Genomic DNA, 25,924 nt, shown 5'->3' on the forward strand with positions numbered 1-25,924 from the left:
TCAGTCGTCCACCCAGCGGCAACGGCGCTCGGTGGTGTACGAGGCATTCTTGTCCTGGTGGCTCTTCTGGATGCGGTTGCCGGCGTAGCCACCGCCCACCGCGCCGGCCACCGTGGCCAGGGTCTTGCCCTTGCCGCCGCCGACCTGGTTGCCGATCAGGCCACCGGCCACGGCGCCGACGCCCGTGCCGATCAGGCGGTTGTCGTCCTTGGAGTTGATCTGCTTCACCCGGACGTTCTCGCAGACCTGGTGCTGGCTCCGCCGGGCCTGGGCCTCGGCCGGCGGCGTGGAAACGGCGGCCGTGCCGGCGATGGCGATCGCGGCGACGGCGAGCAGGTGGGTCTTCATGTCAGGTCCTCCTTCTCGGTGGCCTTCAGGGATACCGCCGGCTTCGTGACGGACGGGTCAATCCCGGGCATTTGAGGTGCCCGCGTCGACATCGCATATGGCCGCGGTTTAATCGGCGTGCCGCGCTCCTCGGCCACGGCTTCCGTCAGTTCGGCGCCAAGCAGCAGGATCAGGGCCGAGTAGTAGACCCAGACCAGCAGGACGACCACGCCGCCCGCGGGGCCGTAAGGGCCGCCTACGTTGCTGCGGTCCAGGTAGATGGCGATGGCGAACTTGCCCACGGCGAAGAGCAGGGCGGTCAGTGTCGCGCCGATCATCGCGTCGCGCCATTCGATGATCGCGTCCGGCAACACCTTGTAGATCGCGCCGAAGATCAAGACGAACACGGCCAGGGAGATCACGATCTCCAGGACCTGCCAGCCGGTGGTCCCACCGCGCACGAACACGGCGATCAGCGCGCTGGCGGAAAACGAGATCACCAGGAGGAAGGCCAGCGAGAGCAGCAGGCCCAGTGCGTGCATCCGCGCCCGCAGCCAGCCGAGGATGGCGCCCTTGGTCGATCCGGGGCGGGGCTGGAGGCTCCAGACCCGGTTCAGCGCGCCCTGCAATTGCGCGAAGACCGCGGAAGCGCCAATCAGGGTGACGCCCAGCCCGATCACGCCGGCCATGCTGCCGACGCTGGGACGCTGCCTGGCGTTGTCGATCACCAATCGCACCGCGTCCGAGGCTCGTGGGCCGACCAGTCCGTTGAGGCTGTCAATCAACTGCGCCTGCCATTCCGGCCGCAGCGAGGCCACGATCCAGAGCAGGAGGACCAGCAGCGGGGCGAACGACAGCGCCGAGTAGAAGGCCAGCGCCGCGGCACGGGTCATTAGTTCATCGTCACTGAAACCCCTCGCCGTGGTCCGGACCACGCGCCAGGCCAGGTGCAACCTCGAATCCATGCCGCTACCTCCGTCTCGCCTGGATGCAAGCTTCGTGCGGGCCGTGCGAAAAAAACGTGGACCGCGGACGCCGCGACCGCGCTCCCATGCCATCACGCCCCGTGCATTTGCTCGATCGCCGCCGCGATACCGGTCGCGTCGGCCACTTCGACCACCCGTTCGGTCATGGCGAACTCCGCCACCAGTTCGTGGGCCCAGGTGCTGTGGTAGGGCATGTATACGCCCCATCCTCCAAGCTCGACCACCGGGACGATGTCCGACTTCAACGAGTTGCCCACCATGGCGAACCGGTCCGGACCCACCTCGAACTCGCCGAACAACCGGGCATACGCCGCCGGGTCCTTTTCCGAGACGATTTCGATGCGATGGAAGATATCCGCGAGCCCACTGCGGGCGACCTTGTATTCCTGGTGGAACAGGTCGCCCTTGGTGATCAGGACCACGCGGTGCTTCGCCGCCACGGCTTCCACGGCATCACGGATGCCGGGCAGGAGCTCCACGGGGTGGGAAAGCACGTCCTTGCCCAGGCGCACGATTCGGTGGATGTCGCGCGCCTCGATGCGGCCATCGGTCAGTTCGATCGCCGATTCGATCATCGACAGCGCCATGCCCTTCGCACCGTAGCCGAAGAGGGCGATGTTGCCGCGCTCGGTGGCCAGCAAGGCGTCGCGAAGGCCCTTGGTGGTGAGATCCACGTAGCGGCCAAGGATGGCCTCGAACGCCTCCTGGGCCTGGTCGTAGAACTCCTGGCTGCGCCAGAGGGTGTCGTCGCCATCGAAGCCGACAAGATCGATCATGGGTACAAGTCTCGTTTGTCGCAGCGGGATAGGATACCGCGAACCGAATCGCCGACCCTGTCGGCGATGCCAACGAAGCGAGAGACCATGTTCAATTTCACCGACATCGCATGCCCCTACTGCGGAGAGACCATCGAAGTCGCCGTCGACACCTCGGCGGGGAGCCAGACGTATATCGAAGACTGCCAGGTGTGCTGCCGCCCCATCGTGATGCGGCTGCTGGTGGATGAAGGCGACGAGACCTTTGAACTCCATGCGTCGGCGGAAAATGACGGGTGAGGGGATCGCCGCTGAAGCGGCTCCCACACGAGCTCGCGATCATCTGCAAATCGCACGGCAGGCACGGCAGGCCTGGCAGGCATGCAGGCATGGCAGGCATGGCAGGCATGGCAGGCATGGCAGGCATGGCAGGCATGGCAGGCATGGCAGGTCCAGGCCCAGGCCCAGGCATGTTTTTATGTGGGAGCCGCTTCAGCGGCGATGACGGAAACGAAGAAGGCCCGGGTTTCCCCGGGCCTTCTCGATTCTGGCAAACGTCTCGCCAGGATGAACGCGTCGCTTAGAACGCCACGCTCGTCTTCAGACCCAGCACGAAGGCATCGTCGTTCTGCTTGCTGCCGCCCGGGTCCTTGATGTACTGAAGGTTCGGACGGATCGCGATCGAGGGAATCGGCGACCAGCTGTAGAACACTTCGGCCACCTTCTCGTAGCCGTCGTTGATGATGCCTTCCTGGCCCGGATGCGTCGCGTTGAACAGGCGCTGGTTCTTCGCGGCGTAACCGCTGGCGTGCGAACCACCGAGTGCCGCGCCGACGAAGTCGTTCGGGCGATCGAAGATGCCCTTGTACTCCACGCCGAGTGCGATCTGGTTGTTCGTTGCCGAGGTGGCATGGTCGGCCGAGGTGACGTTCAGGAACACGGTGGCGCCCTTGCCACCGGCTTCGCCGGTCACCTGCTGCTGGAACGTGATCCACGCGCCCTTGCGCGAATCGTGCTGCAGCGGATCGCCGCCGGCGATAGCCAGCGGCTGGCGATCCTCGTTCAGGTACAGGTCGTTGCCCTTGGAGGTGTTGTACCAGACGCCCGCGCGGTACGAACCCGGCAAGCCGTTCACCATCGGCTTCCAGCCGAACTCCAGCGGAATGAGCGCGCCGGTGGTGCCGCTCGGGAAGTTCGGCTTCAGGCCGTTGTGGCGCTGGTACGAATCGTCGACGTACTTCGGATTCATCTGGTACGCGGCGATCTGCACGAAGGTGTCCTTCGTGGTATCCAGCTTCAGCACCGTGGCCCACTGGCTGGTCGGCCAGTTGACCCAGTAGTCGCCGACGATGTTACCCGGCTGCGCGCCGCAGAAGGTCAGGTTCTGGAAGTCGCACGAGAACTGATTGATGTCCTCGCCAACCGGCAGGCGGCCGATCTTCCAGGTCAGGCGGTCGTTGAAGAACTTCTGTTCCAGCGAGAACACGGTCAGGTGCCAGGTCTGGCCACGTCCGTACACTTCCTGGATCAGCTGGTTGTTGCCGATGTTCGCGTCGGCACCGATGTTGCGGCCGTTACGATCGGTGATGACGATCTTGAACGTGGCACCGGTCCAGCCCCACAGCTTCTGCAGATCGAACGCGCTGCCGAACTTCCACTGGTCGGTATAGCGGGTGATGTTGCGATCGCCGCCTGAATAGTTGTGTGCGGCTTCGAAACCATAACCGAAGTCGAACGAGATGCCCTTGTCTTCGAGACGCGTGCGCTCACCGCCCCAATCGCCGAACAGGTATTTGCTGCTCGCCATGGGGCTGGGGTCGGACCTCATCGAATCGTCTTGCGCATGTGCCGCGGTGGCACCGAACGCGATGCACGCGACCACCAGCCCGGCAAGGGGACGCTTTTTGAATTGATTGCGCATGTACCCTTCTCCCTGAATAAAAAATTATGCTTTTTCGTACTTGGCTTTTGATTATCTAAGTTGCAACGCACAATGCTCCCCGTGCGTTCAACCGCCGCATCATAGTGTTTTTGTCGTACTAATGGGTGGGCATCGCAAATTCGGCGCCAGCGCTTTCATCGTGGTTCAGCCAACGCTGTGTAACGGCCTTCTGTCTTGTGTAAAAGCGCACAGATTCCGGGCCGTGGGCGTGGTGGTCTCCCATCAGGCTCTTCTTCCATCCACCGAAACTATGGAAGGCCATCGGTACTGGAATGGGAACGTTGATGCCGATCATCCCCACCTGGACACGGTGCGCGAATTCACGAGCCACTTGTCCGTCACGCGTGAAGATCGCGGTACCGTTGCCGAATTCGTGTTCATCCACCAGCTTCAGCGCGCTGGCGAAATCCGGAACACGCACCACGCACAGCACGGGCCCGAATATCTCTTCCTTGTAGATCCGCATGGACGGCGTCACGCGATCGAACAACGTGCCGCCGACGAAGAAGCCTTGCTCGCAACCGGCAACCTGGTAGCCGCGCCCGTCGACGACGAGTTCCGCACCCGACGCCACGCCATCGTCGATATAACCGGTGATGCGGTCGCGATGAACGCCAGTGACGACGGGTCCCATCTCCACCTTTTCATCCATGCCGTTGCCGATGCGCAGCGCCCGCACGCGTGGAGCGAGCTTCGCGACCAGCGCGTCGGCCGTCGCTTCGCCGACCGCGACGGCGACGGAGATCGCCATGCAGCGTTCACCCGCCGCGCCATAGCCGGCTCCCATCAAGGCATCGGCGGTCTTGTCCAGGTCGGCGTCGGGCATGACGATCATATGGTTCTTCGCACCACCCAATGCTTGTACGCGCTTGCCCTTCGCGCAACCGCGCGCATAGATGTATTCCGCGATCGGGGTGGAGCCGACGAAGCTCACCGCGCGAACGAGATCGTGATCCAGCAGGGCGTCCACCGCGGTCTTGTCGCCGTGTACCACGTTGAACACGCCGTCCGGCAAGCCGGCTTCCTTGAGCAGCTTCGCCAGTTCGACGGCCAGCGACGGATCGCGTTCGGAGGGCTTGAGCACGAAGGTGTTTCCGCAGGCCACCGCCATGGGGAACATCCACATCGGAACCATCGCGGGAAAATTGAATGGCGTGATGCCGGCACAGACGCCAAGGGCCTGGCGCATCGTCCACGCATCGATGCCATTGGCGATCTGCTCGGTGTATTCGCCCTTGAGCAGCTCGGGTATGCCGCATGCGTATTCCACCACCTCCAGGCCACGCACCAGTTCGCCCTTGGCATCGGACAGCACCTTGCCATGCTCGGCGACGATCACGCGGGCGAGCCGGTCCATGTCGCGCTCGATCATCTCCTTGAAACGGAACATCACGCGGGCGCGCTTGAGCGGCGGTGTCTGCGACCAGGCGGGGAAGGCGGCATGCGCGGCGCGCACGGCGGCGTCGACATCGGCGACGGAAGCCAGATCCACCTCGGCGGCGGGAACGCCGCGTGCCGGATCGTAGACGGGCGCGAAGCCCGCGGGTGTACCTGCATAGGGCTTGCCGGCGATGAAGTGGCCGATGCGGGGAAGGGCGTTGCTGGAAGGCTGGGCGGACATGTCTTGGTTACTCCGATCGCGTCGCGTCAACGCGCGATCATCCATTCGTGGGCGGGGTCGTTGCGGAAGTGCCATTCACGGCGGGGGCCGGCCATCACGTTGAGGTAGTAGCCCCGGTAGCCGTGTGGCATCACCACGGGGTGGTAGCCGCGCGGCACCATGACCACGTCGTGGTTGCCCACGGCCATCGACTCGTCGATGTCGCGGGTGTCGGTATAGACGCGCTGGAAGGCGAATCCCTGTGGGGGGTCGATGCGGTGGTAGTAGGTTTCCTCGAGCACGCTTTCTTCCGGCAGCGCGTCGGTATCGTGCTTGTGTGGCGGATAGCTGGACGAGTGGCCGGCGGGCGTGAGCACCTCGACGACGAGCAGTGATTCGGCCGGTTCCGTCTCGGGCAGGATGTCGCATACATAACGGGTGTTCGAGCCGGTGCCACGTACCGATCGCTTCATCGACTCCGGGGCGAGCAGGCGCACGTCAAGGCGTCCCGAGGCGGGCGCCGAGGCGATGGCGAACTCGGCGTCGGTCGTCGCCAGGATCTTGAACACGGATGACGGCGGGGCGTAGATGGCGTGCGGGGAACGATCCTCGAAGACGCTCATGCGACCGCCGAGATTCTCCCACGCGTGCTCTCCCACGCTGACGTCCACACTGCCGGTGAGCACGACGAGACAGCCTTCGCGATCGGATGGCAGCGTGATCTCCGTACGTTGCCCTGCGGCGAGACGGCGTGCCTCGAAGCCGACATGCTTCCAGTGCGCGGTCTGTGGCGTCACCTTGACGATGGCCTCGCCCGTGGGCATGGCCTTGACGAGCAGGCTCATGCGACTTCCTCCAACGGTTCCCGGTCGAGCAATCCGCGCAGGGTGTCGTATCCCTTCTTCGCGAAGGCGTAGCTGGGGGCCACCGCGGGGTCCTGTTCGGCCTCGACGACCAGCCACCCCCTATAGCCACGCTCCTTCAGCTTGCCCACGATCGCGGCGAAATCGATCACGCCATCACCCGGAACAGTGAACGCGCCATTGAGCACGGATTCGAGGAAGGTCCAATGGCGGTTGCGTGCGAGACGAACGATGCCCGGCCGTACGTCCTTGCAGTGGACGTGGCAGATGCGGGCGATATGCCGTTCAAGCACGGCCACCGGGTCGCCACCGCCGAAGTAGGTATGGCCGCTGTCGAACAGCAACCCGACGTCCTCACCGGTATGTGCCATGAGCTGGTCGACATCGTCGGGCGATTCCACGTACGCGCCCATGTGATGGTGATAGGCCAGGCGAACGCCTTGCGAGAGCGTGAAGCGGGCGAACTCCGTCACTTTCTCGCCGTAGCGCTTCCAGTCGTCATCGGTGCGAAAGCGCGGACGCTTGTACAGTGGCACCGGCTCGCCCTGGATGGCATGGGCCACCTCGCCATAGACCATGACCTTGCAACCGTTCTCGGCCAGCAGGCGAAGGTGCTTGCCGACGGCGGCCGTTTCCTCTTTCGCGGTGCGTTCGCCAAGCCGGCCCGAATACCAGCCCGAGACGACATCGAGGCCGTAGCCCGCCATCAACTCGCGCAGCGCCGCCGGTTCCTTGGGGAACTTGTTGCCGAGTTCGAAGCCCTCGTAGCCGATGGCCTTGCCTTCGGTGAGCGCGGTGGACAGCGGTATCTCGCCACCGAGCGACGGGAGGTCGTCGTTGCTCCAGGAGATCGGATTGATGCCGATACGGATGGGATCGTTCTTCATGCTGGCGTGATCCTGGCCTTGCGGCCCACGATGGCGGTCTCGTAGCCCGCGCGCGCTTCGCGCACGGCGTCCCGCGTGGAAACTTCCGGCACCGCCACGTCCCACCATGCGCCGCCCTCGTCGGTCGTGCGCGTGTGGTCGGTATCGATGCTGATGAGGTAGGTTCGATCGGCTGCCCGGGCGCGCTCCATGGCGGCCTCCAGGCCGGCGATGTCGGCCACGTGCTCGGCGATGGCGCCGAGGCTCCGGGCATGCGCCGCGAAGTCGATGAGCGGCGCGCCGTGGCGTCCCTGTACGCAGTCGTCGAACATGTTGTTGAACGGGGCGCTGCCGGTGGCCTGCTGCAGCCGGTTGATGCAACCGTAGCCCCGGTTGTCCAGCAGCACGATGATGAGCTTGGCGTCGAGCATCACCGATGTCGCGATCTCCGAGTTCATCATCAGGTAGCTGCCATCGCCCACCATCACGATGACCTCGCGATCGGGCGCGGCCATCTTGACGCCGAGCCCGCCGGCTATTTCGTAGCCCATGCACGAGTATCCGTATTCCATGTGATAGCCGCCCGGCGTTTCGGTACGCCAGAGCTTTTCCAGTTCGGCGGGCAGCGTACCGGCGGCGCAGACCACGATGTCGTCCATGGTGGAGCGCGAGGACGAGCGCTGCACCGCGCCGATCACCTCGCCGTCGTAGGGCAGGCGTCCGGCAGGCGCTTCGCGCTGGCCGGTGATGCGCGAGACGATGTCCACCCATTCCCCGGCCGCTTCGCGGGCACGCGTCGTCCATGCCTCGGGCGCCGCCCAATCTTCGAGACCGAAACTGATGTCGTCGAGCACCTGGGCCGCGTCGCCGATGGCTTCCAGTCCGTTGCCCTTCATGGCGTCAAAACCGTTCACGTTCACCGAAAGGATCGGCACGTGGCGGAACAACGCGTTCGAGCCGGTGGTGAAATCCTGCAGGCGCGTACCCACCGCGATGACGAGATCGGCGTCGCGAAGCAGGGCGTTCGCAGCCGTCGAACCGCTGACTCCCGCCGGACCCAGGTGCAGCGGGTGGTTCCAGGGAAACACGCCCTTGCCCGCCTGTGTCTCGCAGACCGGCACGCCATGCCTATCCGCGAAGCCCAGCAATGCCGATGTGGCCTTGGCGTAGAGGGCGCCACCGCCGGCGATGATGACCGGGCGCTCCGCGACCTCGATGGCATCAAGGGCGGACATCAACTCGTCGTCGGTGGGCTGGGGCGCGCGGAAGACGACCTCACGGGGTTCGAAGAACGACAGCGGGAAATCGTAGGCTTCCGCTTGCACGTCCTGCGGCAAGGCAAGCGTGACGGGGCCGCACAGGGCCGGGTCGGTGAGCGCGCGGACGGCGCGCGGCAACGCGGTGAGCAATTGTTCGGGCCGGACGATACGGTCGAAGTAACGCGATACGGGCCGGAAGCAGTCGTTGACCGAAACCGTGCCGTCGGAAAAATCCTCGAGTTGTTGCAACACCGGGTCCGGCTCGCGCGAGACGAAGATATCGCCGGGCAAGAGAAGTACGGGCAGGCGGTTCACGTGGGCCAGCGCGGCGGCCGTGACGAGGTTGGTCGCGCCTGGACCGATCGAGGTGGTCACGGCCATCATGCGGCGGCGCATGTTCGTCTTCGCGTAGGCGATGGCGGCGTGTGCCATCGCCTGCTCGTTGTGTGCGCGGAACGTCGGCAATCGATCGCGCACGCCATACAGCGCTTCGCCGATGCCGGCCACGTTGCCATGGCCGAAGATGGCGAAGACACCGCCGAACAGCGGCACCGAATCCTCCTGGTCGGCATCGCGGCCACGCAGCGCCGCGAGATAACGGACCAGTGCCTGCGCACAGGTGAGGCGGATCGTCTCGCTCATGCGGCGGCGCCTTCCTTCAACGTTTCGGGGCTGCGCCGGCCGTCGCGCCACAAGGCGATCATGCGTTCGAAGGCGGCACGGGCCTGGGCGACGAGGGCGGCATCGTCGATGGTCCCGGCAAGCCACGCCTTCGCCGGCTCCGCGAAGATCGTGCGGCCCACGGCGAAGCCCCGGCAGGTGGCACTGTCGACGGCATCGGCGAAGCCGGCGGCGAGGGTCTCCGCCGGCGCGTTGAGACCGAGCAGGAGCACGCCGCGGCAATGCGGGTCGCGTTCATGGATCAGGGCGTCGATCGCGGCCCAGGCCTCGCGGCGCGGCGGGCAGAGTTTCCACCATTCAGGCTTGATGCCCAGGTTGTAGATGCGCTTCAGCGAACGCAGCACGAGTTCATCGCGCTCGGCCTGGCTCCTGCATCCCGGCGGGATCACTTCCAGGAGCAGCTCATGACCGCTGATTTTCGCCGCTTCATACAGTGAGCGCAGCTGCGTTTCCTGCTCCACGCGGTCCATGGGATTCGCATCCGGGTCGAACGCGACCAGGCACTTGATGACGTGCTCGCGTGGCCAGGCGATCAGCTGGCTGCCGATGGAGCGCCCACGCTCCAGTTCCAGCGGGTTCGAACCGGAGACCTCCACGGGCCGGCCGATCCACCATCCACGGCCCGTGGCGGCGTTGAGCGCGTCCTGCCCATAGCGGTCGTCGGCCAACAGGCCGACGTGGCCCTGGAGTTTTCCGGCACGTTCCGTGGCGGCCACGGCTTCCACCAGCAATTCCTTGAGGCGCGGTATGCGTGCCTCGTCGCCACCGACCTGCCTGGCCAGTTCGAAGAACGGTACGCGGTGGTCGAAGGCGAACACGTAGAGTTCGTTCCACGCTTTTCGCGGCACGGCCGTGCGATGCAGGTGGGAAAGTTCGGCATCGAGGTCCGGCCGGCGGATGCCGCCTTCACGCTGGAGGAAGGCATCGAGTTCCGCGCGTCCGGGCATGGCCGGTGCGCAACCATGACGGGACACCACGATCGCGCCGCAGGCATTGGCGAAGGCGCACGACTGCTCGATGGATTCGTCACGCAGCCAGCCGGCAAGGAAGCCCGAGAGGAAGGCATCGCCGGCACCGAGTACGTTGAGCACCTCTACGCGGCTGCCGCGATAGGTGGGCGCATCGTCGATCGCCGAAGGGATCTCGCCTTCGATCACGCTGCAGCCCAGCGGCCCGCGCTTGACCACGAGGGTGGCCGCGCTGATGCCGCGCACGGCGCGCAACGCGGCGAGCAGCTCTTCACTGCCGCCGGCGATGTGGAATTCCTCCTCGGTGCCGACGATCACGTCGAAGCCGGGAAGGATGGCTTGCAAGTGGCCTGTGACATGGTCGGCGGCGACGAAGCGCGTTTCGCCTTCACCCCGGCCGGTGAGGCCCCAGAGCACGGGGCGATAGTCGATATCGAGCACGGTGCGCACGTCGTGCTTGCGGGCCAGTTCCATGGCGCGCGTGCTGGCGGCGTGGACGCCGGGTTCGGAGAAATGCGTTCCCGTGATGGCCAGGGCGCGGCATGAGGCGATGAAGGACTCGTCGATATCCCCGGCGGCCAACGCCATGTCCGCGCAGTTCTCGCGGTAGAACAACAGGGGGAAGGTTTCGCGATCCTTGATGCCGAGGATCGCCAGCGCGGTCAGGCGATCGGGGTCGATCCGGACCTGGCTCACGTCGCAGCCTTCCGAGTCGAGCGTCTCGGTCAGGAAACGGCCCATGTGGTCGTCGCCCACGCGGGAGATCATGGCTGAGCGCAAGCCCAGTCGCGCGGTGCCGAAGGCCACGTTGGCCGACGAGCCGCCAAGGTACTTGGCGAAACTGGTCACGTCCTCCAGGCGGGCACCGATCTGTTGGGCGTAGAGGTCCACCGCGAGCCTGCCGAGGCAGGCGACGTCGATGGGGCGGGAGGAAGAGCGGGGCAGGGGACTACGCATAGGGGTTCCGTATCAGGCCGCGCGGCCTTCCAGTTCATCGACCAGGCTCTGGATCTCGGTGCCGCCGGCCATCATGTCGAGCACTTCTTCCTTGGTGATGTCGCTCTTGGCGAAGGTGCCCATGGACTGGCCGCGGTTGAGCAGCGTGAAGCTGTCCGCGATGGGGTAGGCGTGGTGCACGTTGTGGGTGATGAAGATCACCGAGATGCCGCGCTCGCGCGCGTTGTGGATCAGCTTGAGCACGTTGCAGGACTGCTTCACGCCGAGTGCGGCGGTGGGCTCGTCCAGGATCAGCACCTTGGCGCCGAAGTGGATCGCGCGGGCGATCGCCAGGCATTGCCGTTCGCCGCCGGACATCGTGCCCACTGGCTGGCTCGCGTCGCGGACGCGGATGCCCATCTCGGCGAGCTTGTCGCGGGCGGTCTCGTTGGCGTAATTCATGTCGATGACCGGAATGACGCCGAACATCTTGCGGCGCGGCTCGCGGCCGGCGAAGAAATTGCGCGCCACGCTCATCAGCGGGACCAACGCGAGATCCTGGTAAACCGTGGCGATGCCGCGATCGAGCGCTTCGCGGGGCGAGTTGAAGCGGACTTCCTCGCCATCGACGCGATACGCGCCGGAGCTGGGCTGGTGAACGCCGGCAAGGGTCTTGATCAGGGTGGACTTGCCCGCGCCGTTGTCGCCGAGCAGGCAGTGCACCTCGCCACGCTTCAGGCGCAGCGTGACACCCTGGAGGGCGATCACGGTACCGAAATACTTGCTGACGTTGTCGAGCTCGAGGATGTAGTCGTCGGCCATGGTGGCGCTCCTCATTTCGTCGCCGCGGCGCGGCTGCGGATGTAGTGGTTGAACAGCACCGCCAGCAGCAACATGCCGCCCAGAAACACGCGGTACCAGTCGGAATCGATGTTGGTGTACGAGATGCCGATCTGCACGACGCCGAAGATCAGCGCGCCGAAGCAGGCGCCGATCACCGAGCCGAAGCCGCCGGTGAGCAAGGTGCCGCCGATGACCACGGCGATGATCGCCTCGAATTCCTTCTGCAGGCCACGGTCGGCCGCGGCGGAGCCGACGTCGGCCACCTGGAGCACGCCGAACAGGCAGGCGCAGAAGGCGGTAAGGACGAACAGCGAGATCTTCACCCGGCGCACGGGGACGCCGACGTTCTTCGCAGCGTTCGCATCGCCGCCGACCGTGTAGATCCAGTTGCCGAAACGCGTGCGGGCGAGCACGAAGCCGGCGGCGATCGCCATCACGATCCACCAGACCAGCACCTTGGGCAGGCCGGCCACGACCGGATCGCCGCTGGGCAGCTTCTCGATGAGGTTCATTCCGGCGAGCGCGCTGAACAGCCAGTGCAGGGTGGTGCCCTGGAACAAGGCGGAAACGACGGGGTCCTCGGTGAACTTGTCACCGATGCCGCTGACGATCGTGCTGTTGGCGAAACCGGTGGAAAGGACCAGGGTCAGGCCGCGCAGGATGAACATGAAGGCAAGGGTGACGATGAACGACGGCAATTTCGTGCGGACCACGAGGTAGCCATTCAAGGCACCGAGCGCCATGGAGCCGGCGAACGCGAAGATCACCGATGCCCAGAGCGGCCAGCCGAGATACATGGGTGGGATGGCCACCATGACGCCGGCGAATCCGATCATCGAACCCATCGACAGGTCGAATTCGCCGGCGATCATCAGCAGGCAGGCGCCCACGGCGATGATGCCGAGGTAGCCCGCCACCTGCGCCCAGTTGATCACGCCATCGAGCGCGAACATGCCCGAGCCGCCGGCGAAGATGCCGAAGAAGACGAAGACGAGCACGGTGCCCGCGATGGACCCGAGTTCGGGCCTGTCGAGGAGGATGCGCCACGGGGATATCTTCCGCACGCGTTCGTCCGTGGATGCCGCTTCTTCCGGCGCTTTCGCGCGGTTGCTCTGGATCATGTTCGTGACGCTCTCGTTGATGGCGCTCATGGACTTCTGCTCCTGCCGGTCAGCGGTACTGGCCGGCGTACTTCTCTACGGTGGCGACGTTGTCCTTAGTGACGAAGGCGGGTCCCGAACTGACGCCGGTGGCGGTGTAGATGGGCTTCAGGTCGTACTGTTTCAGGCGCGCCTGGAACTTCGGGTTGGCCTTCAGCGCGGCGATGATCTTGGCCGGGTCCTTGGTGTTCTGGTCGTGCGCGATCACCAGGGCGGCGATGCCCATGTAGCCTTGCAGGTAGGGCTGCTGGTCGATGGCGTACTGGATCGTGCCGGACTTGATGCCGTTGATGATCGCGGGCGACAGGTCGAACGTGCCGAAGTTGATCTTGCCGACCAGGTGCATGTCCTGGACCACCTTGATCGACGGCTCGGCCGCGTTGGGCCCGAGGGCCAGGATGGCCTGCGTCTTCGGGTTGCTGCGCAGGTAGGCGCTGAGCTTGCTGGCGACCACCGTCGGGTCCATGCCCGTGTCGATCATCGAGGTCTTGCGCCAGTCCTTCAGGCCGATGGCATCGGCGAAGCCCTGGCAACGCTCGAACGAGGCGTTGTTGGTGGCGTAGTGGTTCACGCAGACGAAGCTGGTGACGCCGGCGGCCTTGGCCCGCTCGCCGGCGGCCTTGCCCGCGTCGTATTCACCCTGGCCCACATGCATGATCGCGCCGAGCTTCTTGCTCTCGTCGGGGGTGCCGGAGTTGATGGTGACGATGGGGATGCCCTTGGCGGCGACCTTGGCGGCCGGGGCCTTCAGCACCGCGTAGCTGGCGATGTCGAAGGACACGCCCTTGTAGTTCCGCGCGGCCGCGGATTCGAGCTGGCGGGCCATTTCGCTCAGGTCGCCGTTGCCGGACCCGCGATAGTCAACATCGACACCGAAATCCTCGCCCGCCTGCTTGATCGAATTCTTGATGGTGTTCCACCAGGAATCCGAGTCGGCGGCATGGGTAACGAGAACGTAACGATCGCCGGGAGCCGCCTGCGAGGCGGGGGCGGCGAGGCCAAGACCGAGGGCTAGGGCTGCCGCCAACGAGGCGTGGAACAGTTTGGATCGCATAGTGCCTCCACAGGTGACCGGCTTTGCGGTCGGATGGATGGATATCGAAGTGCGATGCGGCCTCGCGGCCGCTGTTTTGCCGAAAGCGGGTCGAGCATGGACTCCCTGTTCCATGGTTGCAATTTGCATTGCAGCAAAAAAATAAATGGAAAATATGTTCCATCGCGTGCTTCAATGCGGCCGGTCCCCGATGGAGCCGTCCATGGCCAAACGCAGCGAAGCCGATGCCCTCATGCAGCGCATCGCGGAGGAATTCGAAGCCCTGCCACGCCAGCTGCAGGGGGTCGCCCGTTACCTTGAGGAACATCGCAGTTCGATCATGGTCCAGCGCGTCGGCGAGATCGCCGAAGGCTGCGGCGTGCACGCATCGGCGGTGGTTCGCTTCGCGCAGCGCTTCGGTTATTCCGGTTTCTCTGAAATGCAGGCGGTATTCCGCGATGCGTGGACAGCGCAATCCGCGCCCTCGCGCAGCTATCAGCAGCGCATCCGCAGCGTCATCAAGGGCCGTGCCGGCGGCATGCCCGCCGTGGAGATCGCGTCGCGTTTCATCGACGCCAGCCGGGCCGGGCTCGACGAACTCGCCGAGGAACTGGACGAGGCCCGATTCCAGAAGGCGGTGGACATGCTCGCCGCGGCGGAAAACATCTACGTGATCGGTGTGCGCCGCTCGTTCGCCATCGCCACCTATATCGCCTATGCATTGCAGCACACGCAGAAGCGCGTGCACCTGGTGAATGGCCTCGGCGGCATGTTCCGAGAACAGTTGCGCAGCATCGGCAAGGGCGACGCGCTGATCGCCATCAGCTTTCCCCCGTTCGGCAAGGAAACCCTCTACGCCATGCGGGTGGCCCAACAACACCGCGCGGGCGTGCTCGGCATCACCGAGAGCGATCTCGGCCCGCTGGCGCGGCATTCGGATGTACTGCTCAAGGTGAAGGAGGGCAGCGCGTTCGCGTTCCGCGGCCTCACCAGCACCATGTGCCTGTGCCAGGCGCTGTTCGTCGCGCTGGCCTACAAGCTCGAACTCACTGTCGAAGAAACGATTCCCCGAGGAGAATACGATGATTGAAGTTGCCGTTTTCGGTGCCGGTCGCATCGGCAAGATCCACGCGGGCAATGTCGCCCGCCATCCGGAGGCGCGATTGCGCTACGTGGTGGATGTGCACGCGCCCTCGGCGCAGGAGCTTGCGGACAAGCACGGTGCGAAGGTCGCCGGCGTGGACGAGGCATTGAACGATCCCGCCGTGGGCGCCGTGGTGATCGGTTCGAGCACCGACACCCATGCCGACCTCATCCATCGCGCCGCCGCCGCCGGCAAGGCGATCTTCTGCGAGAAGCCGGTGGACCTCGACGTCGAACGCGCACGTTCGTGCCAGGCCGCTGTGGAAAAGGCCGGCGTCGTCTGCATGATCGCGTTCCAGCGCCGTTTCGACCCCACCTTCTCGTCGCTGAAGAAGCGCCTCGACGATGGCGAGGTGGGTACGCCGGAGTTGCTGATCGTCACCAGCCGCGATCCCGGCGCGCCGCCGGTCAGCTACATCAAGAGCTCGGGCGGCATCTTCAAGGACATGCTCATCCATGATTTCGACATTTTCCGCTGGGTCCTCGCCGACGAAGCCGTCAGCGTGCACGCCACCGGAAGCTGCCTGACCGATCCGGCGATCCAGGAAGCCGGCGACATCGACACCACCGCCGTCACCATTCGTACGAAGAGCGGCAAGCTCTGCCAGATCAATACCTCGCGCCGCGCGGCCTATGGCTATGACCAGCGCTTCGAGGTGCTTGGCAGCAAGGGCATGCTGCAGGCGGGTAACGTCGCGCCGACCCAGGTCGTGTCGCACACGTCGAAGAACATCGCCCATGACCTCCCGGAGCACTTCTTCCTGGAGCGTTACCGCGAAGCGTATGCCGCCGAAATCGCCCATTTCTTCGACGCGCTGGCCGGTGGCACGCCCGTGCGCACGACCATCGCCGATGGCATCAAGGCATTGGAACTGGCCGAGGCCGCCGCGCGTTCGTGGCGCGAGGGCAAGGTCGTCGAGGTGAGCATCTGACCATGGGCAAGCTCCGTATCGGCTTGGCCGGCCTCGGTCGGCTCGGCCAACGCTACGCCGAAAATCTCGCCCGCGCCGTCCCCCGCGCCGAACTTGCCGCCGTATGCAGCCCCGTCGAGGCCGAGCGCGAATGGGCGCGGGGCAGCCTGGGTATCGAGACGATCTACCACTCGTACGAGGAGATGCTCGCCGATCCGTCCCTGGACGCCGTGTTCCTCGTCACGCCGACGTCGTTGCATGCGACGCAGATCGAGCAGGCCTTGGATGTGGGCAAGCACGTGTTCTGCGAGAAGCCGCTGTCGTTGGACCTGGAGGACTGCCGTCGCGCCGCCGCTCATGCGGCGAATGCCGGCAAGCGAGCCATGGTCGGCTTTGTCCGCCGCTTCGACGAAAGCTATCGCCACGCCTTCATGCATATCGAGGGCGGCGGCATCGGCCGACCGTTCCTGGTGTACTCGCAGACGACGGATCTTGCCGACCCGAGCGGCGCGTTCCTGAAGTTCGCGCCGACCAGCGGCGGGATCTTCCTCGACTGCAGCGTGCACGACATCGACCTCGCTCGCTGGCTGCTCGGCCGGCCGAAGGCGACCAAGGTCTATTCCACGGGCACGGTGGCGATGTACCCGCCGCTGGAAGCCATGGGCGACGTCGACAACGGAATCGCCATCGTCGAGTTCGAAGGCGGCCGCATGGCCATGTTCTACGCATCGCGTACGCAGGCGCACGGGCACGACACGCACACCGACGTCACCGGCACCGCTGGCAGGGTGAGCATCGGGCGCAACCCGCGCGCTGACCGTGTGGAGATCGCGGACGCGAACGGCGTGCGCAATGCGGTCGTCCCCTCGTTCTACGAGCGCTTCGCGCCGGCGTTCGTGACCCAGGCGAAGCATTTCGTCGACGCGGTGCTCGACGACACGCCTTTCGAGCTGACCATGGACGACGCAGTGGAAGCGACACGGATCGCCATCGCCTTGCGCGAATCGCTGCAAAGCGGCCAGCCGGTCGAACTGGGTCGATCCTGACCGGGTGGGAGCCGATCCAAATGGGAGCCTGTCCACGGAGGATGGCCTCGGGAGGATAGCCTTGACCTGGTGGGAGCCCGGCTGCGGTTTCCACCTTCAAATGGCCGCATGGGGAGCCATGACGCACTGCAACAACGGCGCGCTATAATCCCCTGGCCATGTCTCTTCCCTCCCTCGTCCCCCATCGCGGACGGCGTTTCGCCGTCACGGCCCGGATTCTTTCGGCTGTCGTCTTTTCCTTCGTCTGCTACCTGTGCATCGGCATTCCACTCGCTGTGTTGCCGGGGTTCGCACATCTCGATCTGGGTTATTCGACGATCGTCGCCGGGCTGGCGGTCAGCGCGCAGTATCTTGCGACGCTGCTGAGCCGCCCGCACGCGGGGCGCATGGCCGATGCAATGGGACCGAAGCGGACCGTGGTCGCCGGCCTCATCGTCCTGGCCATCTCCGGGCTGTTCCTCGCGCTGGCGGCGCTGGTGCCGAAAATACCGGTGCTTTCCCTGACGCTGATCCTTCTCAGCCGTCTCGGCCTGGGCTTCGCCGAGAGCTGGGTGAGCACCGGGTCGATCACCTGGGGTATCGGCGGCATCGGCGGCGAGCACACCGCACGGGTGATTTCATGGAACGGCATCGCCACCTACGGCGGCATCGCGTTGGGCGCGCCCCTGGGCGTGACGCTGGCGCGAGACCATGGCTTCATCTCGCTGGGTATCCTGACCTTCGCGCTGGGCCTCGTCGCCTTGCCGATGGCGCTGGCGAAGGCCCGCGTGGCGCCGAGTCATGGCGAGCGCCTGCCGTTCAAGAGCGTGCTTTCGCGTGTCATGCCTTACGGCGCGGGCCTGGCGTTGGCATCCATAGGTTTCGGCTCGCTCTCGACCTTCGTAGCCCTTTACTACGCGAGCCGCGGCTGGGCCGATGCCGCGCTGTCGCTGTCGATCTTCGGCGGCTGCTTCATCGGCATCCGGCTGGTCTTCGGCAACGCCATCGACCGCTTCGGCGGCTACCGCGTGGCGATCGCCTCGTTGTTCGTCGAATGCCTCGGCTTGGTCCTGCTCTGGCAGGGAACGACACCGCATGCCGCCCTTGCCGGAGCCGCACTCACGGGCGCGGGTTTCGCCCTGGTGTTCCCGGCGCTCGGCGTCGAGGCGGTCGGCCGGGTCAGCACGCACAATCGCGGCGCTGCCCTGGGCGCCTATTCGGTGTTCCTCGACGTGGCGCTGGGTCTCACCGGTCCGATCGGCGGTTGGGTCGCAGGCCTTTACGATTACCCTGCGATCTTCCTGCTGGCGGGATTCGCCGCGTTGGCGGCGATGCTCCTGGCCACCTCCCTCTACCTGCGTTTCGGCCGCGATAGAAACGTACGCGATAACCGGGCCGACGCACGGGCATAATGCGCTTCCGGTTCCCCTAGAGTTCTTCGCATGCCATACGATCGCAGTTGGACGGGCTTCGGCATCGTCGGTGCCCTGGAAACAGGCGCCATCGCGCTGGTCGTCGGTATCGTCGTCTTCGGGTTGCTGCATGCCTTCGGCAAGGACAATGGCTGGAGCGACGGGAAGCGGCTTGCCATCGCCTACGTGTTCGCCGTGGCACTGGGCGCCGGACAGGACCTGTGGGACCTCTTCTACTTCAACATGGCGCCGCTGCAATCGCTCACGTTGTTGAAGCTGAAACTCGCCGCCGTGCATGACCCCGATGCCATCGGCCTGCGCGTCTTCTTCGAGTTCGTCGGCGCCTTGGTGGGGGTATGCATCGGCTGGCTGGTATTCGCCGGCGGACTGAAGAAGCTGTCCGCCAGCATGCGCAGTTCCTGATAGACCAGTCCCCTATCGGGTGTGGCTGAACATCCAGTCCCACAGGTCCGGCGTCGCATAAGCCTTTTCCCATGAGCCGTGGTTCACGCCGGGGAATTCACTGTATTTCACTTCCGCACCGCGCTTGACCAGCGCCGCGTTCATCTTGCGGGACTGCTCGGTGGGCACGACGTTGTCGTCGCCGCCATGGAAGATCCACACCGGCAGCTTGCCGATCTTCTCCGCCACCCAGGTGAAGGGATCGTCGCCCTTGGGTGCGCCGTGCACGTAGAGCGCCCGCTCGTCGCTCAACGCGCTGACGCCGCCGCAGATGATGGCGGCCGCGGCGAACGTATCGGGATGATCCACGGCAAGTTGCCAGGAGCCGTAACCGCCCATGGATAGGCCGGTGAGGTAGAGGCGTTTACGATCGCCATGGAACTCCTTCACGCTTTTCTCCAGCGCGGCCATCGCCATGTCGGCATCGGCTGGATCGGTCCACTCCGTATCGTCCGGTGCCTGGGGAATCACCACCACCGCCGGGAAATCCACGTGCTGCTTCAGCCAGGGTGGCAGGCCTTGCGACATCTGCTTCTGGTTGTCGTCGCCGCGTTCGCCGCTGCCGTGAAGGAACAGCACCACGGCCGGGTGCTCTTTGATGTCCGCAGGCACGAACACCTGGTAGCGGTAGGTCTTGCCGTGGACATCGACGGAGCGCTCGACGAAGCGTGCAGGCGCGGCGAAACCGGCCGTGCTGGCGATGGCGACGGTGAGGAAGGCGAGGGTGCGGAGCATCGTGGCGGTTCCCTGGGGACAGGTAGTCGAGTCAAGCGGAGTAACGGACGTATCGCAAGTCTCGGGAGTGCCCACCAGGGCTTTTTCCCCCGGGAATGCACGAAGAACCTATAAAATGGGATCGAACAGGCGGGCGACATGCAGCGCCACGCGGCGGAGGTACGACAAGCGCCGGTAGTCGTTCGGATTCACTTCCTCGCTATTGGCGAAGTCCGTCTCCAGCATGGCTTCCACCTCGGCGGCGAAAGCCTCATCCACGTTCAATGCGGCGATCTCGAAGTTCAGCCGGAAGCTGCGGTTGTCGAGGTTCATGCTGCCGACCACCGCGGTGTCGTCATCGATGAGCATGACCTTCTGGTGCACGAAACCCGGCTGGTAACGGAACATGCGAACGCCCGCCAGGGTCGCCTCGTGCGCATAGAGCGTGGAGGCCATGAAGACCGTGCGATGGTCGGGCCGGCATGGGATGAGGATGCGCACGTCCACGCCACGGAAGATGGCGAGACGCAAGGCGCCGAACACGCCCTGGTCGGGTACGAAATACGGCGTGGTGATCCATACGCGTTTTCTTGCGGCATGGATGGCTTGCGTGAAGAACAGCGAGCAACTCTCCTGGCGATCGGCCGGGCCGGTGGCGACGATGAGGCTCGCCGCGCGGCCGCATCGCTCCGGTGGTGGCGACGATGGCGGACGCTCGCCGGTGACCCAATACCAGTCCTCGGCGAACACGCGTTGTAGGTCGGCCACCGCGGGACCCTCGATCTCCATGTGCGTATCGCGCCATGGCGATAGCGGCGGCTTCGCGCCGAGGTATTCGTCACCCGCATTGAGGCCGCCGACGAAGCCACGAACACCGTCCACGACGAGCACCTTGCGGTGGTTGCGAAAATTCAGCTGGAAGCGATTCCGCCAGCGCCGCGTGGCGAAGCGGTGCACGTGCACGCCGCCAGCGCGCAAGCGCTCCACGTAGCTGTCGGGAAGCGCATGGCTACCGATGCTGTCGTACAGCACGCATACCTCCACGCCTGCCGCCGCACGCTCCAGCAGCGCTTCGCTCAGCCGGCGTCCCAGCACGTCGTCATGGATGATGAAGAACTGCAGGAGGACGTAGCGCTCCGCGCGGGCGATGGCGGCGAACATGGCGGCGAAGGCCGCTTCGCCATCGACATGCAGGAACAGCGCGTTGCCGCCGTGCATGGAGGTATTCAACATCCTTCCGATGGCGTCGTATCGGGTGTCGCGGACGGGCGCGGCTTGTGGCAGCACGCCGGGCCGCGCGGGGTGCGCGGCTTCCTCGTGAAGCATGAAGAAGCGCGCCTGGCGCTGCCGGTGCAGGTCCACGTAGCCGCCGAAGTGGCTCGCGCCCAGGAATAGATAGGGCACCAGGGTGACGTAGGGCAGGAGCACGAGTCCCAGCACCCATGCGAACGCGCCTTGAGCCGTCCGGGTGTGCATCACCGCGTGCATGGCGGCGAACACGCCGGCGACGTGCAAGCAGAGCGCCGCGATGGCGATCAGGGTGGCGATCATGCGCGGGCGGTCTCCACTATCAAGTTTTCGGCAACAGTGTTTGGCGCCAGGAGGTGTATTTGCATAAGAGCCAGGGCGGGAGAATGCAGGTTATCGCTTTCCTTCGAGCCTATCCTATGAACCTTCCCTCGTCCCGTCTGCCCTTGCTGGCCCTGGCCGTGGCGGCTTTCGCGATCGGCACCACCGAATTCGTGATCATGGGCCTGCTGCCGGAGGTGGCCGCCGACCTTCGGGTGAGCATCCCCTCGGCCGGCATGCTCGTTTCAGGCTACGCCCTGGGCGTGGCGGTGGGCGCGCCCCTGCTGGCAGCGCTGACCGCAAGGCTGGAGCGCAAACGTGCGCTGCTCCTGCTGATGGGTCTGTTCATCCTCGGCAACCTGCTGTGTGCGATCGCGCCCAATTACGCAGTGCTGATGGTGGCCCGTGTGGTGGCGGCGTTCTGCCATGGATCGTTCTTCGGCATCGGCGCCATCGTGGCCGCGCATCTCGTGCCGGCCAACCAGCGCGCGCGTGCGATATCCCTCATGTTCGCCGGCCTCACCCTGGCCAACGTGCTGGGCGTGCCGTTCGGCACCTTCCTCGGCCAATGGGCGGGGTGGCGGGCGACGTTCTGGGCGGTGACCGGCCTGGGCGTAGCCGCGTCGCTGGCGGTCTCGCGGTTCGTGCCGGCGTTGCCCCACCTGAAGGCGCCGCACATGGGGCGGGAACTGCGCGTGCTGCGTGAGCCGCAGGTGCTCCTTGCCCTGGGCATGACGGTGCTCGGCTTCGGTGGTGTGTTCACGGTCTTCACCTACATCGCACCGATCCTGCAGGAGCAATCGCACATCGACCCGCACTGGACCGGCGCCGTGTTGGTGTTATTCGGCCTCGGCACCACGATCGGCAACATCCTGGGCGGTCGTCTTGCGGACTGGAAGCTGATGCCGTCGCTGATGGGCATCCTGGTGGCGCTGACCGTGTTGCTGGTGCTGTTCGCCTGGACGATGCACTCGACCGTGGCCGCCGTCGTCACCGTCTTCGTCTGGGGCATCGCGGCCTTCGCCACCGTGGCGCCGTTGCAATCGCGCGTGGTGCACGTGGCGGGCGACGCACCCAACCTCGCCTCGACGCTCAACATCGCCGCGTTCAACCTCGGCAATGCGGGCGGTGCATGGCTGGGCGGTGCGGTGCTGGCGGCCGGCTATGCCATGCCGGTGGTGAGCCTCGCCGGCGCCGCGGTCACGGTGGCGGGCCTGCTGGCCACGATGGCCAGCGTCGCGATCGAGCGACGCGCCGTATCGCTCGCCGCCGCAGGGTGCGCCTGATATCCCGTCGCTATCGGGTGGCGACGCGCTCCATCTTCTCGGCCAGCAGCATGTTGGCCAGGCTCTGGGCCTGCTTGCGGATCTCGGGAATCGCCGTGGATTCCCAGAGCGCGCCGCGTAGAAGGCTGCCGATCGCGAAGAGGTTCGGGCGCGGCTTGCCGTTGCCGTCGAGCAGGTGGCCGTCGGGCAGGGCGGAGAGGCCGAGTCCGAGCGGGTCGGGGGTGACCAGGCCGCCGAGCACCAACTGGCGCACCAGGCGGTGCTCGGTGCGCTGTGTGTCCGTGTTGAGCCCCACCGTCTGGATGACGACGTCGTAAGAGTCGGTGGAATCGCCCCCGCCGGGTAATCCGTGCACCACCGCGAGCGAGCCATCGTGCGAGAGCTGCACGGAGCGCATGCGTCCGCGGCCCCGGGTGAAACGGCCTTCCGCCTCCAGCGTGGCGATGGTCGCGGCGACCTGCGGCGGCATGCGATGGCGTGCGCGCTCCCACGCCCAACGGGCATGACGAAGGAAACGCGCGCGCTCGACCTGCGGCAGGTCGCGCCATAGCGATTGCGTATGCGGGCGCATGCCGTCGACCACGGTGCGCCAGTCTTCGGCACCGGCCGTCGTCTCGCGCAGGCGACGCAGCCAGACGCGGATGTTGGCGTCGTCGCGCATCGATTCGATCAGTTCGCCGCCATCGTCGTTGGGGGCGGAAGCGGCGGCGAGGTGCGGCTCCGGCAGCTTGCCGTGGCGTGACAGCGCATCGAAATGCGCATTCGGCCAGCGGGCGGACAGCTCCAGCAGGACGTCGACGGCGGTAAGGCCCAGGCCGATGACCAGGACACGCAAGGGGCGATCGTCCTGCTCGGCGGAAGCCAGGAACGGCCACGGGTCGGTGATGTAGCGCCCGCTCGCGATCGCGGCTTCTTCCACGCCCGGCAAGGGACGAGGGGGGAGTGAACCGATGGCCAGCACGGCCGCTTCGGCCTGCGCCTCTTCATCCCCATAACCGATGGTGATGCCCTCGGCCGAGGGCACCACGGATTCCGCGGCGAAAGGCAACACGTTCACGTCGTGGCCGAACGAACCCGCGTTCTTCACGGCGTCCTCGACGCGCGACTGCAGGAAGTCGCCGTACATGCGGCGCGGCAGGAAATCCGAACCCTTGACCGAAGGGTCCAGGGCCTGGGCGTACTCGAGGAAACCGCCGGGCTTGCTGACGAACATGCCCATCGAGGCGGCACGCACATTGAGCAGGTGCCGTTCCGACGGCGTGCCATAGGCGACACCGCGGCCGGCCTCCGGGCCGCCCGTATACCAGTCGAGATGAAGCGGGCGCTGCGTGCGCCGCTCCAGCAATTCGCTCACCAGCGTCGCCGCTGCAGCGCCACCGCCGATGATGGCGACTTTATGAAACATGTATTGGTCCTTCGCCCGATGGCTGGGGTGGAGGGCCGTGAGACCGTCAGGCCGTCAGGCGTCCCGCGATGATCGATTGCCTCGGTCGTGCGATCCAGTGTCCGGAGGGACCGGGCTGTTCATACGCGAGGTACTGTGCCAGATCGCCACCGTACACGTGAAGCGTGAGCGCCGTGTCGTGCCGCGACAAATTGCGGCAGCGGTGCGTGTGGCTCTCCGTGGCGTCGAACCAGGTGGCATCGCCCGGGCCCAGCCAGGTACGCCCGCTGCTGCGCAGTGAACGGTCGGCGTCGTCCTTGATGAAGGATTCCACTTCGAGCGCGCCGGCGATTGTAGCTTCCAGGCCCCATAGGCCGCCGTGGTCGTGCACCGGCGTGGCATAGCCCGGGGGCCATGCCATGACCAGCATGCTGACCGGTGGACGTGCGCGCTCGGCGAGTATCCAGCGCTCGAAGCCGCGCCGGCGCTCGCGCAGGGGACCCAGCATGGCGGCCAGGTCGGCGCTGCGGCCGTGGAGGACACTTCCGATCTCCCGCCCCATCGAGGCGAGGTCCGGATGCTCGGCGTCCGAGAGGTCGAACGCAATGTCCCGCAAGGTCCTGATGGTGGAAGAACGCTTACCCATGGACGGGGTGCCCGCTAAATCAACTGGCGGGAAGTGGAGCATGTGGGTCGTTAAACGGTCGTAACCTCCGTCTTTCACGACCCCCTTAAACGCTTTGCCCGGAGGTCGCATCCAAGCCCCGACCGCCCCCCGTGGGTGGCCACCCGTCCTCGGAGAGCAAACGCCATGATCGTCCTCACTTCGCTCGTCGTCCTTGCCGTCGCCTTCTGGCTGGTCTTCGCCTTTGTCGGGATCGTCCTGAAGGTGGTTTTCGGCATCATCGGTGGCGTGTTCAGTATCGTCGGCAGCATTCTCGGCGCCGTGATCGGCGGCGTGGTGATGCTGGCCTTAGCCCCGGTGGTCGCCCTCGCCCTCTTGCCGGTCCTCCTGCCGGTGGCCCTGCTGGCCCTCATCGTCTGGGCGATCGCCCGCGCCACGCGCAAACCCGATGTCGTGGTGATGCCGCGCTGAGCGTCGCCTAGATGTCGCGGAGGTTGAAGGTCACCGGGATTCGCGCCCAGGCGTGCACCGGCTGACCGTTCGCCTTTGCCGGCTGGAATCGCCAGCGCGCCAGGACCTGGGCGCGTGCCGCCTCGTCGAGCACGGGATGGCCGCTGCTGTTTTCCACGATCACGTCGATGGGCTTGCCTGCCTCGTCGACCAGGACGCGCAGCGTCACGGTGCCCTGCATGTGGCCGGCCATCGCCACGCGGGGATAGGCCGGTGCCGGTGCCGACACGTAGGCCAGGGTCGCCTCCACGGTAGCGGATGGCGTGGTGGGAGGTGCGACCGGTGCGACGTCCACCGCCACGGGCGGGGACACGGGCGCACTGCCCTCGTCGGTCGGGACGGCTTGTAGCGCAGGGGGCGGCACCTGCACCGGCCGCACGGTGCGCGTTGGCTCCATTCGCTTCGCGGGCAAGGGCTTCAGGTCGATCGGCGGCGGGGGAACGACTTTCGGTTCCGCGGGATGATCGATAAGACGAATCGTCGGTGCCGGCAAGGGCGCGAACGATATCGTCGCTACCATCGGCCGCATCACGGCGATGAGTGCGGCGGCATTGAGGGCGATCGCGGCACTCATGGCCACGATACGGACGGTATCCGGATGCACTCCGGCAGGGACTTGCGGACGAGCGAACGACATGTGCCACCTCCTGCAACGTGGGGGGAA

At 65.8% G+C, this 25,924-nt stretch carries 25 protein-coding genes; 8 read left to right on the forward strand and 17 right to left on the reverse strand.

All coding sequences use genetic code 11. The features are described 5' to 3' along the window. The 3 genes from ACN9M2_RS03340 to ACN9M2_RS03350 all read right to left on the reverse strand — a co-directional run bounded on the left by ACN9M2_RS03340 (position 1) and on the right by ACN9M2_RS03350 (position 2,089). Positions 1-348, reverse strand: a complete 348-nt coding sequence (locus ACN9M2_RS03340) for a glycine zipper 2TM domain-containing protein (RefSeq protein WP_426286755.1) — start codon at positions 346-348, stop codon at positions 1-3. Next, positions 345-1,292, reverse strand: coding sequence for a YihY/virulence factor BrkB family protein (locus ACN9M2_RS03345; protein ID WP_426286756.1), 948 nt, complete (start codon positions 1,290-1,292; stop codon positions 345-347). The genes ACN9M2_RS03340 and ACN9M2_RS03345 overlap by 4 nt, the downstream gene beginning before the upstream one ends. A gap of 92 nt (positions 1,293-1,384) precedes the next feature. After that, a complete protein-coding gene (locus tag ACN9M2_RS03350; protein WP_426286757.1) occupies positions 1,385-2,089 on the reverse strand; it encodes an HAD family hydrolase in 705 nt (234 codons plus the stop codon). Positions 2,090-2,176: 87 nt separating this feature from the next. Here ACN9M2_RS03350 and ACN9M2_RS03355 point away from each other — a divergent pair, with 87 nt between their 5' ends. Beyond that, positions 2,177-2,368: a CPXCG motif-containing cysteine-rich protein gene (locus ACN9M2_RS03355; RefSeq protein WP_426286758.1), complete on the forward strand. Its 192-nt coding sequence runs from the start codon at positions 2,177-2,179 to the stop codon at positions 2,366-2,368. 280 nt (positions 2,369-2,648) lie between these two features. On the opposite strand, the gene ACN9M2_RS03360 is transcribed toward ACN9M2_RS03355, so the two are convergent. The 9 genes from ACN9M2_RS03360 to ACN9M2_RS03400 all read right to left on the reverse strand — a co-directional run bounded on the left by ACN9M2_RS03360 (position 2,649) and on the right by ACN9M2_RS03400 (position 14,240). After that, positions 2,649-3,989, reverse strand: coding sequence for a carbohydrate porin (locus ACN9M2_RS03360; protein ID WP_426286759.1), 1,341 nt, complete (start codon positions 3,987-3,989; stop codon positions 2,649-2,651). A gap of 118 nt (positions 3,990-4,107) precedes the next feature. Continuing rightward, a complete protein-coding gene (locus ACN9M2_RS03365; RefSeq protein WP_426286760.1) occupies positions 4,108-5,631 on the reverse strand; it encodes a CoA-acylating methylmalonate-semialdehyde dehydrogenase in 1,524 nt (507 codons plus the stop codon). Between the two features lie 26 nt (positions 5,632-5,657). Beyond that, positions 5,658-6,455 (reverse strand): 5-deoxy-glucuronate isomerase, encoded by a 798-nt coding sequence (gene iolB / locus ACN9M2_RS03370; RefSeq protein ID WP_426286761.1) that lies wholly within the window; start codon positions 6,453-6,455, stop codon positions 5,658-5,660. Next, on the reverse strand, positions 6,452-7,360 hold the full coding sequence (iolE, locus tag ACN9M2_RS03375) for a myo-inosose-2 dehydratase (protein WP_426286762.1): 909 nt from the start codon (positions 7,358-7,360) through the stop codon (positions 6,452-6,454). The genes iolB and iolE overlap by 4 nt, the downstream gene beginning before the upstream one ends. Beyond that, positions 7,357-9,240 carry a 3D-(3,5/4)-trihydroxycyclohexane-1,2-dione acylhydrolase (decyclizing) gene (gene iolD, locus ACN9M2_RS03380; protein ID WP_426286763.1) on the reverse strand — a complete coding sequence of 628 codons (1,884 nt, stop codon included), beginning with the start codon at positions 9,238-9,240 and terminating at the stop codon, positions 7,357-7,359. Before iolD ends, iolE begins: the two co-directional genes overlap by 4 nt. Continuing rightward, positions 9,237-11,204, reverse strand: a complete 1,968-nt coding sequence (locus ACN9M2_RS03385; RefSeq protein ID WP_426286764.1) for a bifunctional 5-dehydro-2-deoxygluconokinase/5-dehydro-2-deoxyphosphogluconate aldolase — start codon at positions 11,202-11,204, stop codon at positions 9,237-9,239. Before ACN9M2_RS03385 ends, iolD begins: the two co-directional genes overlap by 4 nt. A 12-nt stretch (positions 11,205-11,216) precedes the next feature. Next, positions 11,217-12,005, reverse strand: coding sequence for an ATP-binding cassette domain-containing protein (locus ACN9M2_RS03390; RefSeq protein WP_371022748.1), 789 nt, complete (start codon positions 12,003-12,005; stop codon positions 11,217-11,219). Positions 12,006-12,016: 11 nt separating this feature from the next. Further along, complete coding sequence (locus ACN9M2_RS03395; RefSeq protein ID WP_426286765.1) at positions 12,017-13,177, reverse strand: ABC transporter permease; 1,161 nt, start codon at positions 13,175-13,177, stop codon at positions 12,017-12,019. 19 nt (positions 13,178-13,196) lie between these two features. Further along, positions 13,197-14,240 (reverse strand): sugar ABC transporter substrate-binding protein, encoded by a 1,044-nt coding sequence (locus tag ACN9M2_RS03400; RefSeq protein WP_426286766.1) that lies wholly within the window; start codon positions 14,238-14,240, stop codon positions 13,197-13,199. A 202-nt stretch (positions 14,241-14,442) separates the two neighbouring features. Here ACN9M2_RS03400 and ACN9M2_RS03405 point away from each other — a divergent pair, with 202 nt between their 5' ends. The 5 genes from ACN9M2_RS03405 to ACN9M2_RS03425 all read left to right on the forward strand — a co-directional run bounded on the left by ACN9M2_RS03405 (position 14,443) and on the right by ACN9M2_RS03425 (position 19,133). Beyond that, positions 14,443-15,309 (forward strand): MurR/RpiR family transcriptional regulator, encoded by an 867-nt coding sequence (locus ACN9M2_RS03405; RefSeq protein ID WP_426286767.1) that lies wholly within the window; start codon positions 14,443-14,445, stop codon positions 15,307-15,309. Continuing rightward, positions 15,302-16,294 carry an inositol 2-dehydrogenase gene (gene iolG, locus ACN9M2_RS03410; RefSeq protein ID WP_426286768.1) on the forward strand — a complete coding sequence of 331 codons (993 nt, stop codon included), beginning with the start codon at positions 15,302-15,304 and terminating at the stop codon, positions 16,292-16,294. Before ACN9M2_RS03405 ends, iolG begins: the two co-directional genes overlap by 8 nt. A 2-nt stretch (positions 16,295-16,296) precedes the next feature. Continuing rightward, complete coding sequence (locus tag ACN9M2_RS03415) at positions 16,297-17,319, forward strand: Gfo/Idh/MocA family oxidoreductase (protein ID WP_426286769.1); 1,023 nt, start codon at positions 16,297-16,299, stop codon at positions 17,317-17,319. Between the two features lie 158 nt (positions 17,320-17,477). Continuing rightward, on the forward strand, positions 17,478-18,710 hold the full coding sequence (locus ACN9M2_RS03420; protein ID WP_426286770.1) for an MFS transporter: 1,233 nt from the start codon (positions 17,478-17,480) through the stop codon (positions 18,708-18,710). A gap of 30 nt (positions 18,711-18,740) precedes the next feature. Then, the gene (locus ACN9M2_RS03425) at positions 18,741-19,133 is read left to right on the forward strand and encodes a hypothetical protein (protein WP_426286771.1); all 393 of its coding nucleotides are present in this window, start codon (positions 18,741-18,743) and stop codon (positions 19,131-19,133) included. A 12-nt stretch (positions 19,134-19,145) separates the two neighbouring features. On the opposite strand, the gene ACN9M2_RS03430 is transcribed toward ACN9M2_RS03425, so the two are convergent. Continuing rightward, on the reverse strand, positions 19,146-19,907 hold the full coding sequence (locus ACN9M2_RS03430; protein WP_426286772.1) for a prolyl oligopeptidase family serine peptidase: 762 nt from the start codon (positions 19,905-19,907) through the stop codon (positions 19,146-19,148). Between the two features lie 108 nt (positions 19,908-20,015). After that, entirely contained in the window at positions 20,016-21,437 is a 1,422-nt protein-coding gene (gene cls, locus ACN9M2_RS03435) for a cardiolipin synthase (RefSeq protein WP_426286773.1), read from the reverse strand. A 116-nt stretch (positions 21,438-21,553) separates the two neighbouring features. On the opposite strand from cls, the gene ACN9M2_RS03440 reads away from it, so the two are divergent. Further along, positions 21,554-22,741: an MFS transporter gene (locus ACN9M2_RS03440; protein ID WP_426286774.1), complete on the forward strand. Its 1,188-nt coding sequence runs from the start codon at positions 21,554-21,556 to the stop codon at positions 22,739-22,741. A 10-nt stretch (positions 22,742-22,751) separates the two neighbouring features. On the opposite strand, the gene ACN9M2_RS03445 is transcribed toward ACN9M2_RS03440, so the two are convergent. Together ACN9M2_RS03445 and ACN9M2_RS03450 are read right to left on the reverse strand one after the other, a co-directional pair. Next, positions 22,752-24,146, reverse strand: a complete 1,395-nt coding sequence (locus tag ACN9M2_RS03445) for an FAD/NAD(P)-binding protein (RefSeq protein WP_426286775.1) — start codon at positions 24,144-24,146, stop codon at positions 22,752-22,754. Positions 24,147-24,192: 46 nt separating this feature from the next. Continuing rightward, the gene (locus ACN9M2_RS03450; RefSeq protein WP_426286776.1) at positions 24,193-24,771 is read right to left on the reverse strand and encodes a cysteine dioxygenase; all 579 of its coding nucleotides are present in this window, start codon (positions 24,769-24,771) and stop codon (positions 24,193-24,195) included. 165 nt (positions 24,772-24,936) lie between these two features. Between ACN9M2_RS03450 and ACN9M2_RS03455 the strand changes: the two genes are divergently transcribed. Continuing rightward, a complete protein-coding gene (locus ACN9M2_RS03455; protein WP_426286777.1) occupies positions 24,937-25,221 on the forward strand; it encodes a hypothetical protein in 285 nt (94 codons plus the stop codon). A 7-nt stretch (positions 25,222-25,228) separates the two neighbouring features. Here the strand turns inward: ACN9M2_RS03455 and ACN9M2_RS03460 are convergent, their stop codons facing one another. Continuing rightward, entirely contained in the window at positions 25,229-25,897 is a 669-nt protein-coding gene (locus ACN9M2_RS03460; RefSeq protein WP_426286778.1) for an energy transducer TonB, read from the reverse strand. Positions 25,898-25,924: the final 27 nt, after the last annotated feature.

This window comes from Luteibacter sp. E-22, from assembly GCF_049913125.1.
Classification (GTDB): domain Bacteria; phylum Pseudomonadota; class Gammaproteobacteria; order Xanthomonadales; family Rhodanobacteraceae; genus Luteibacter.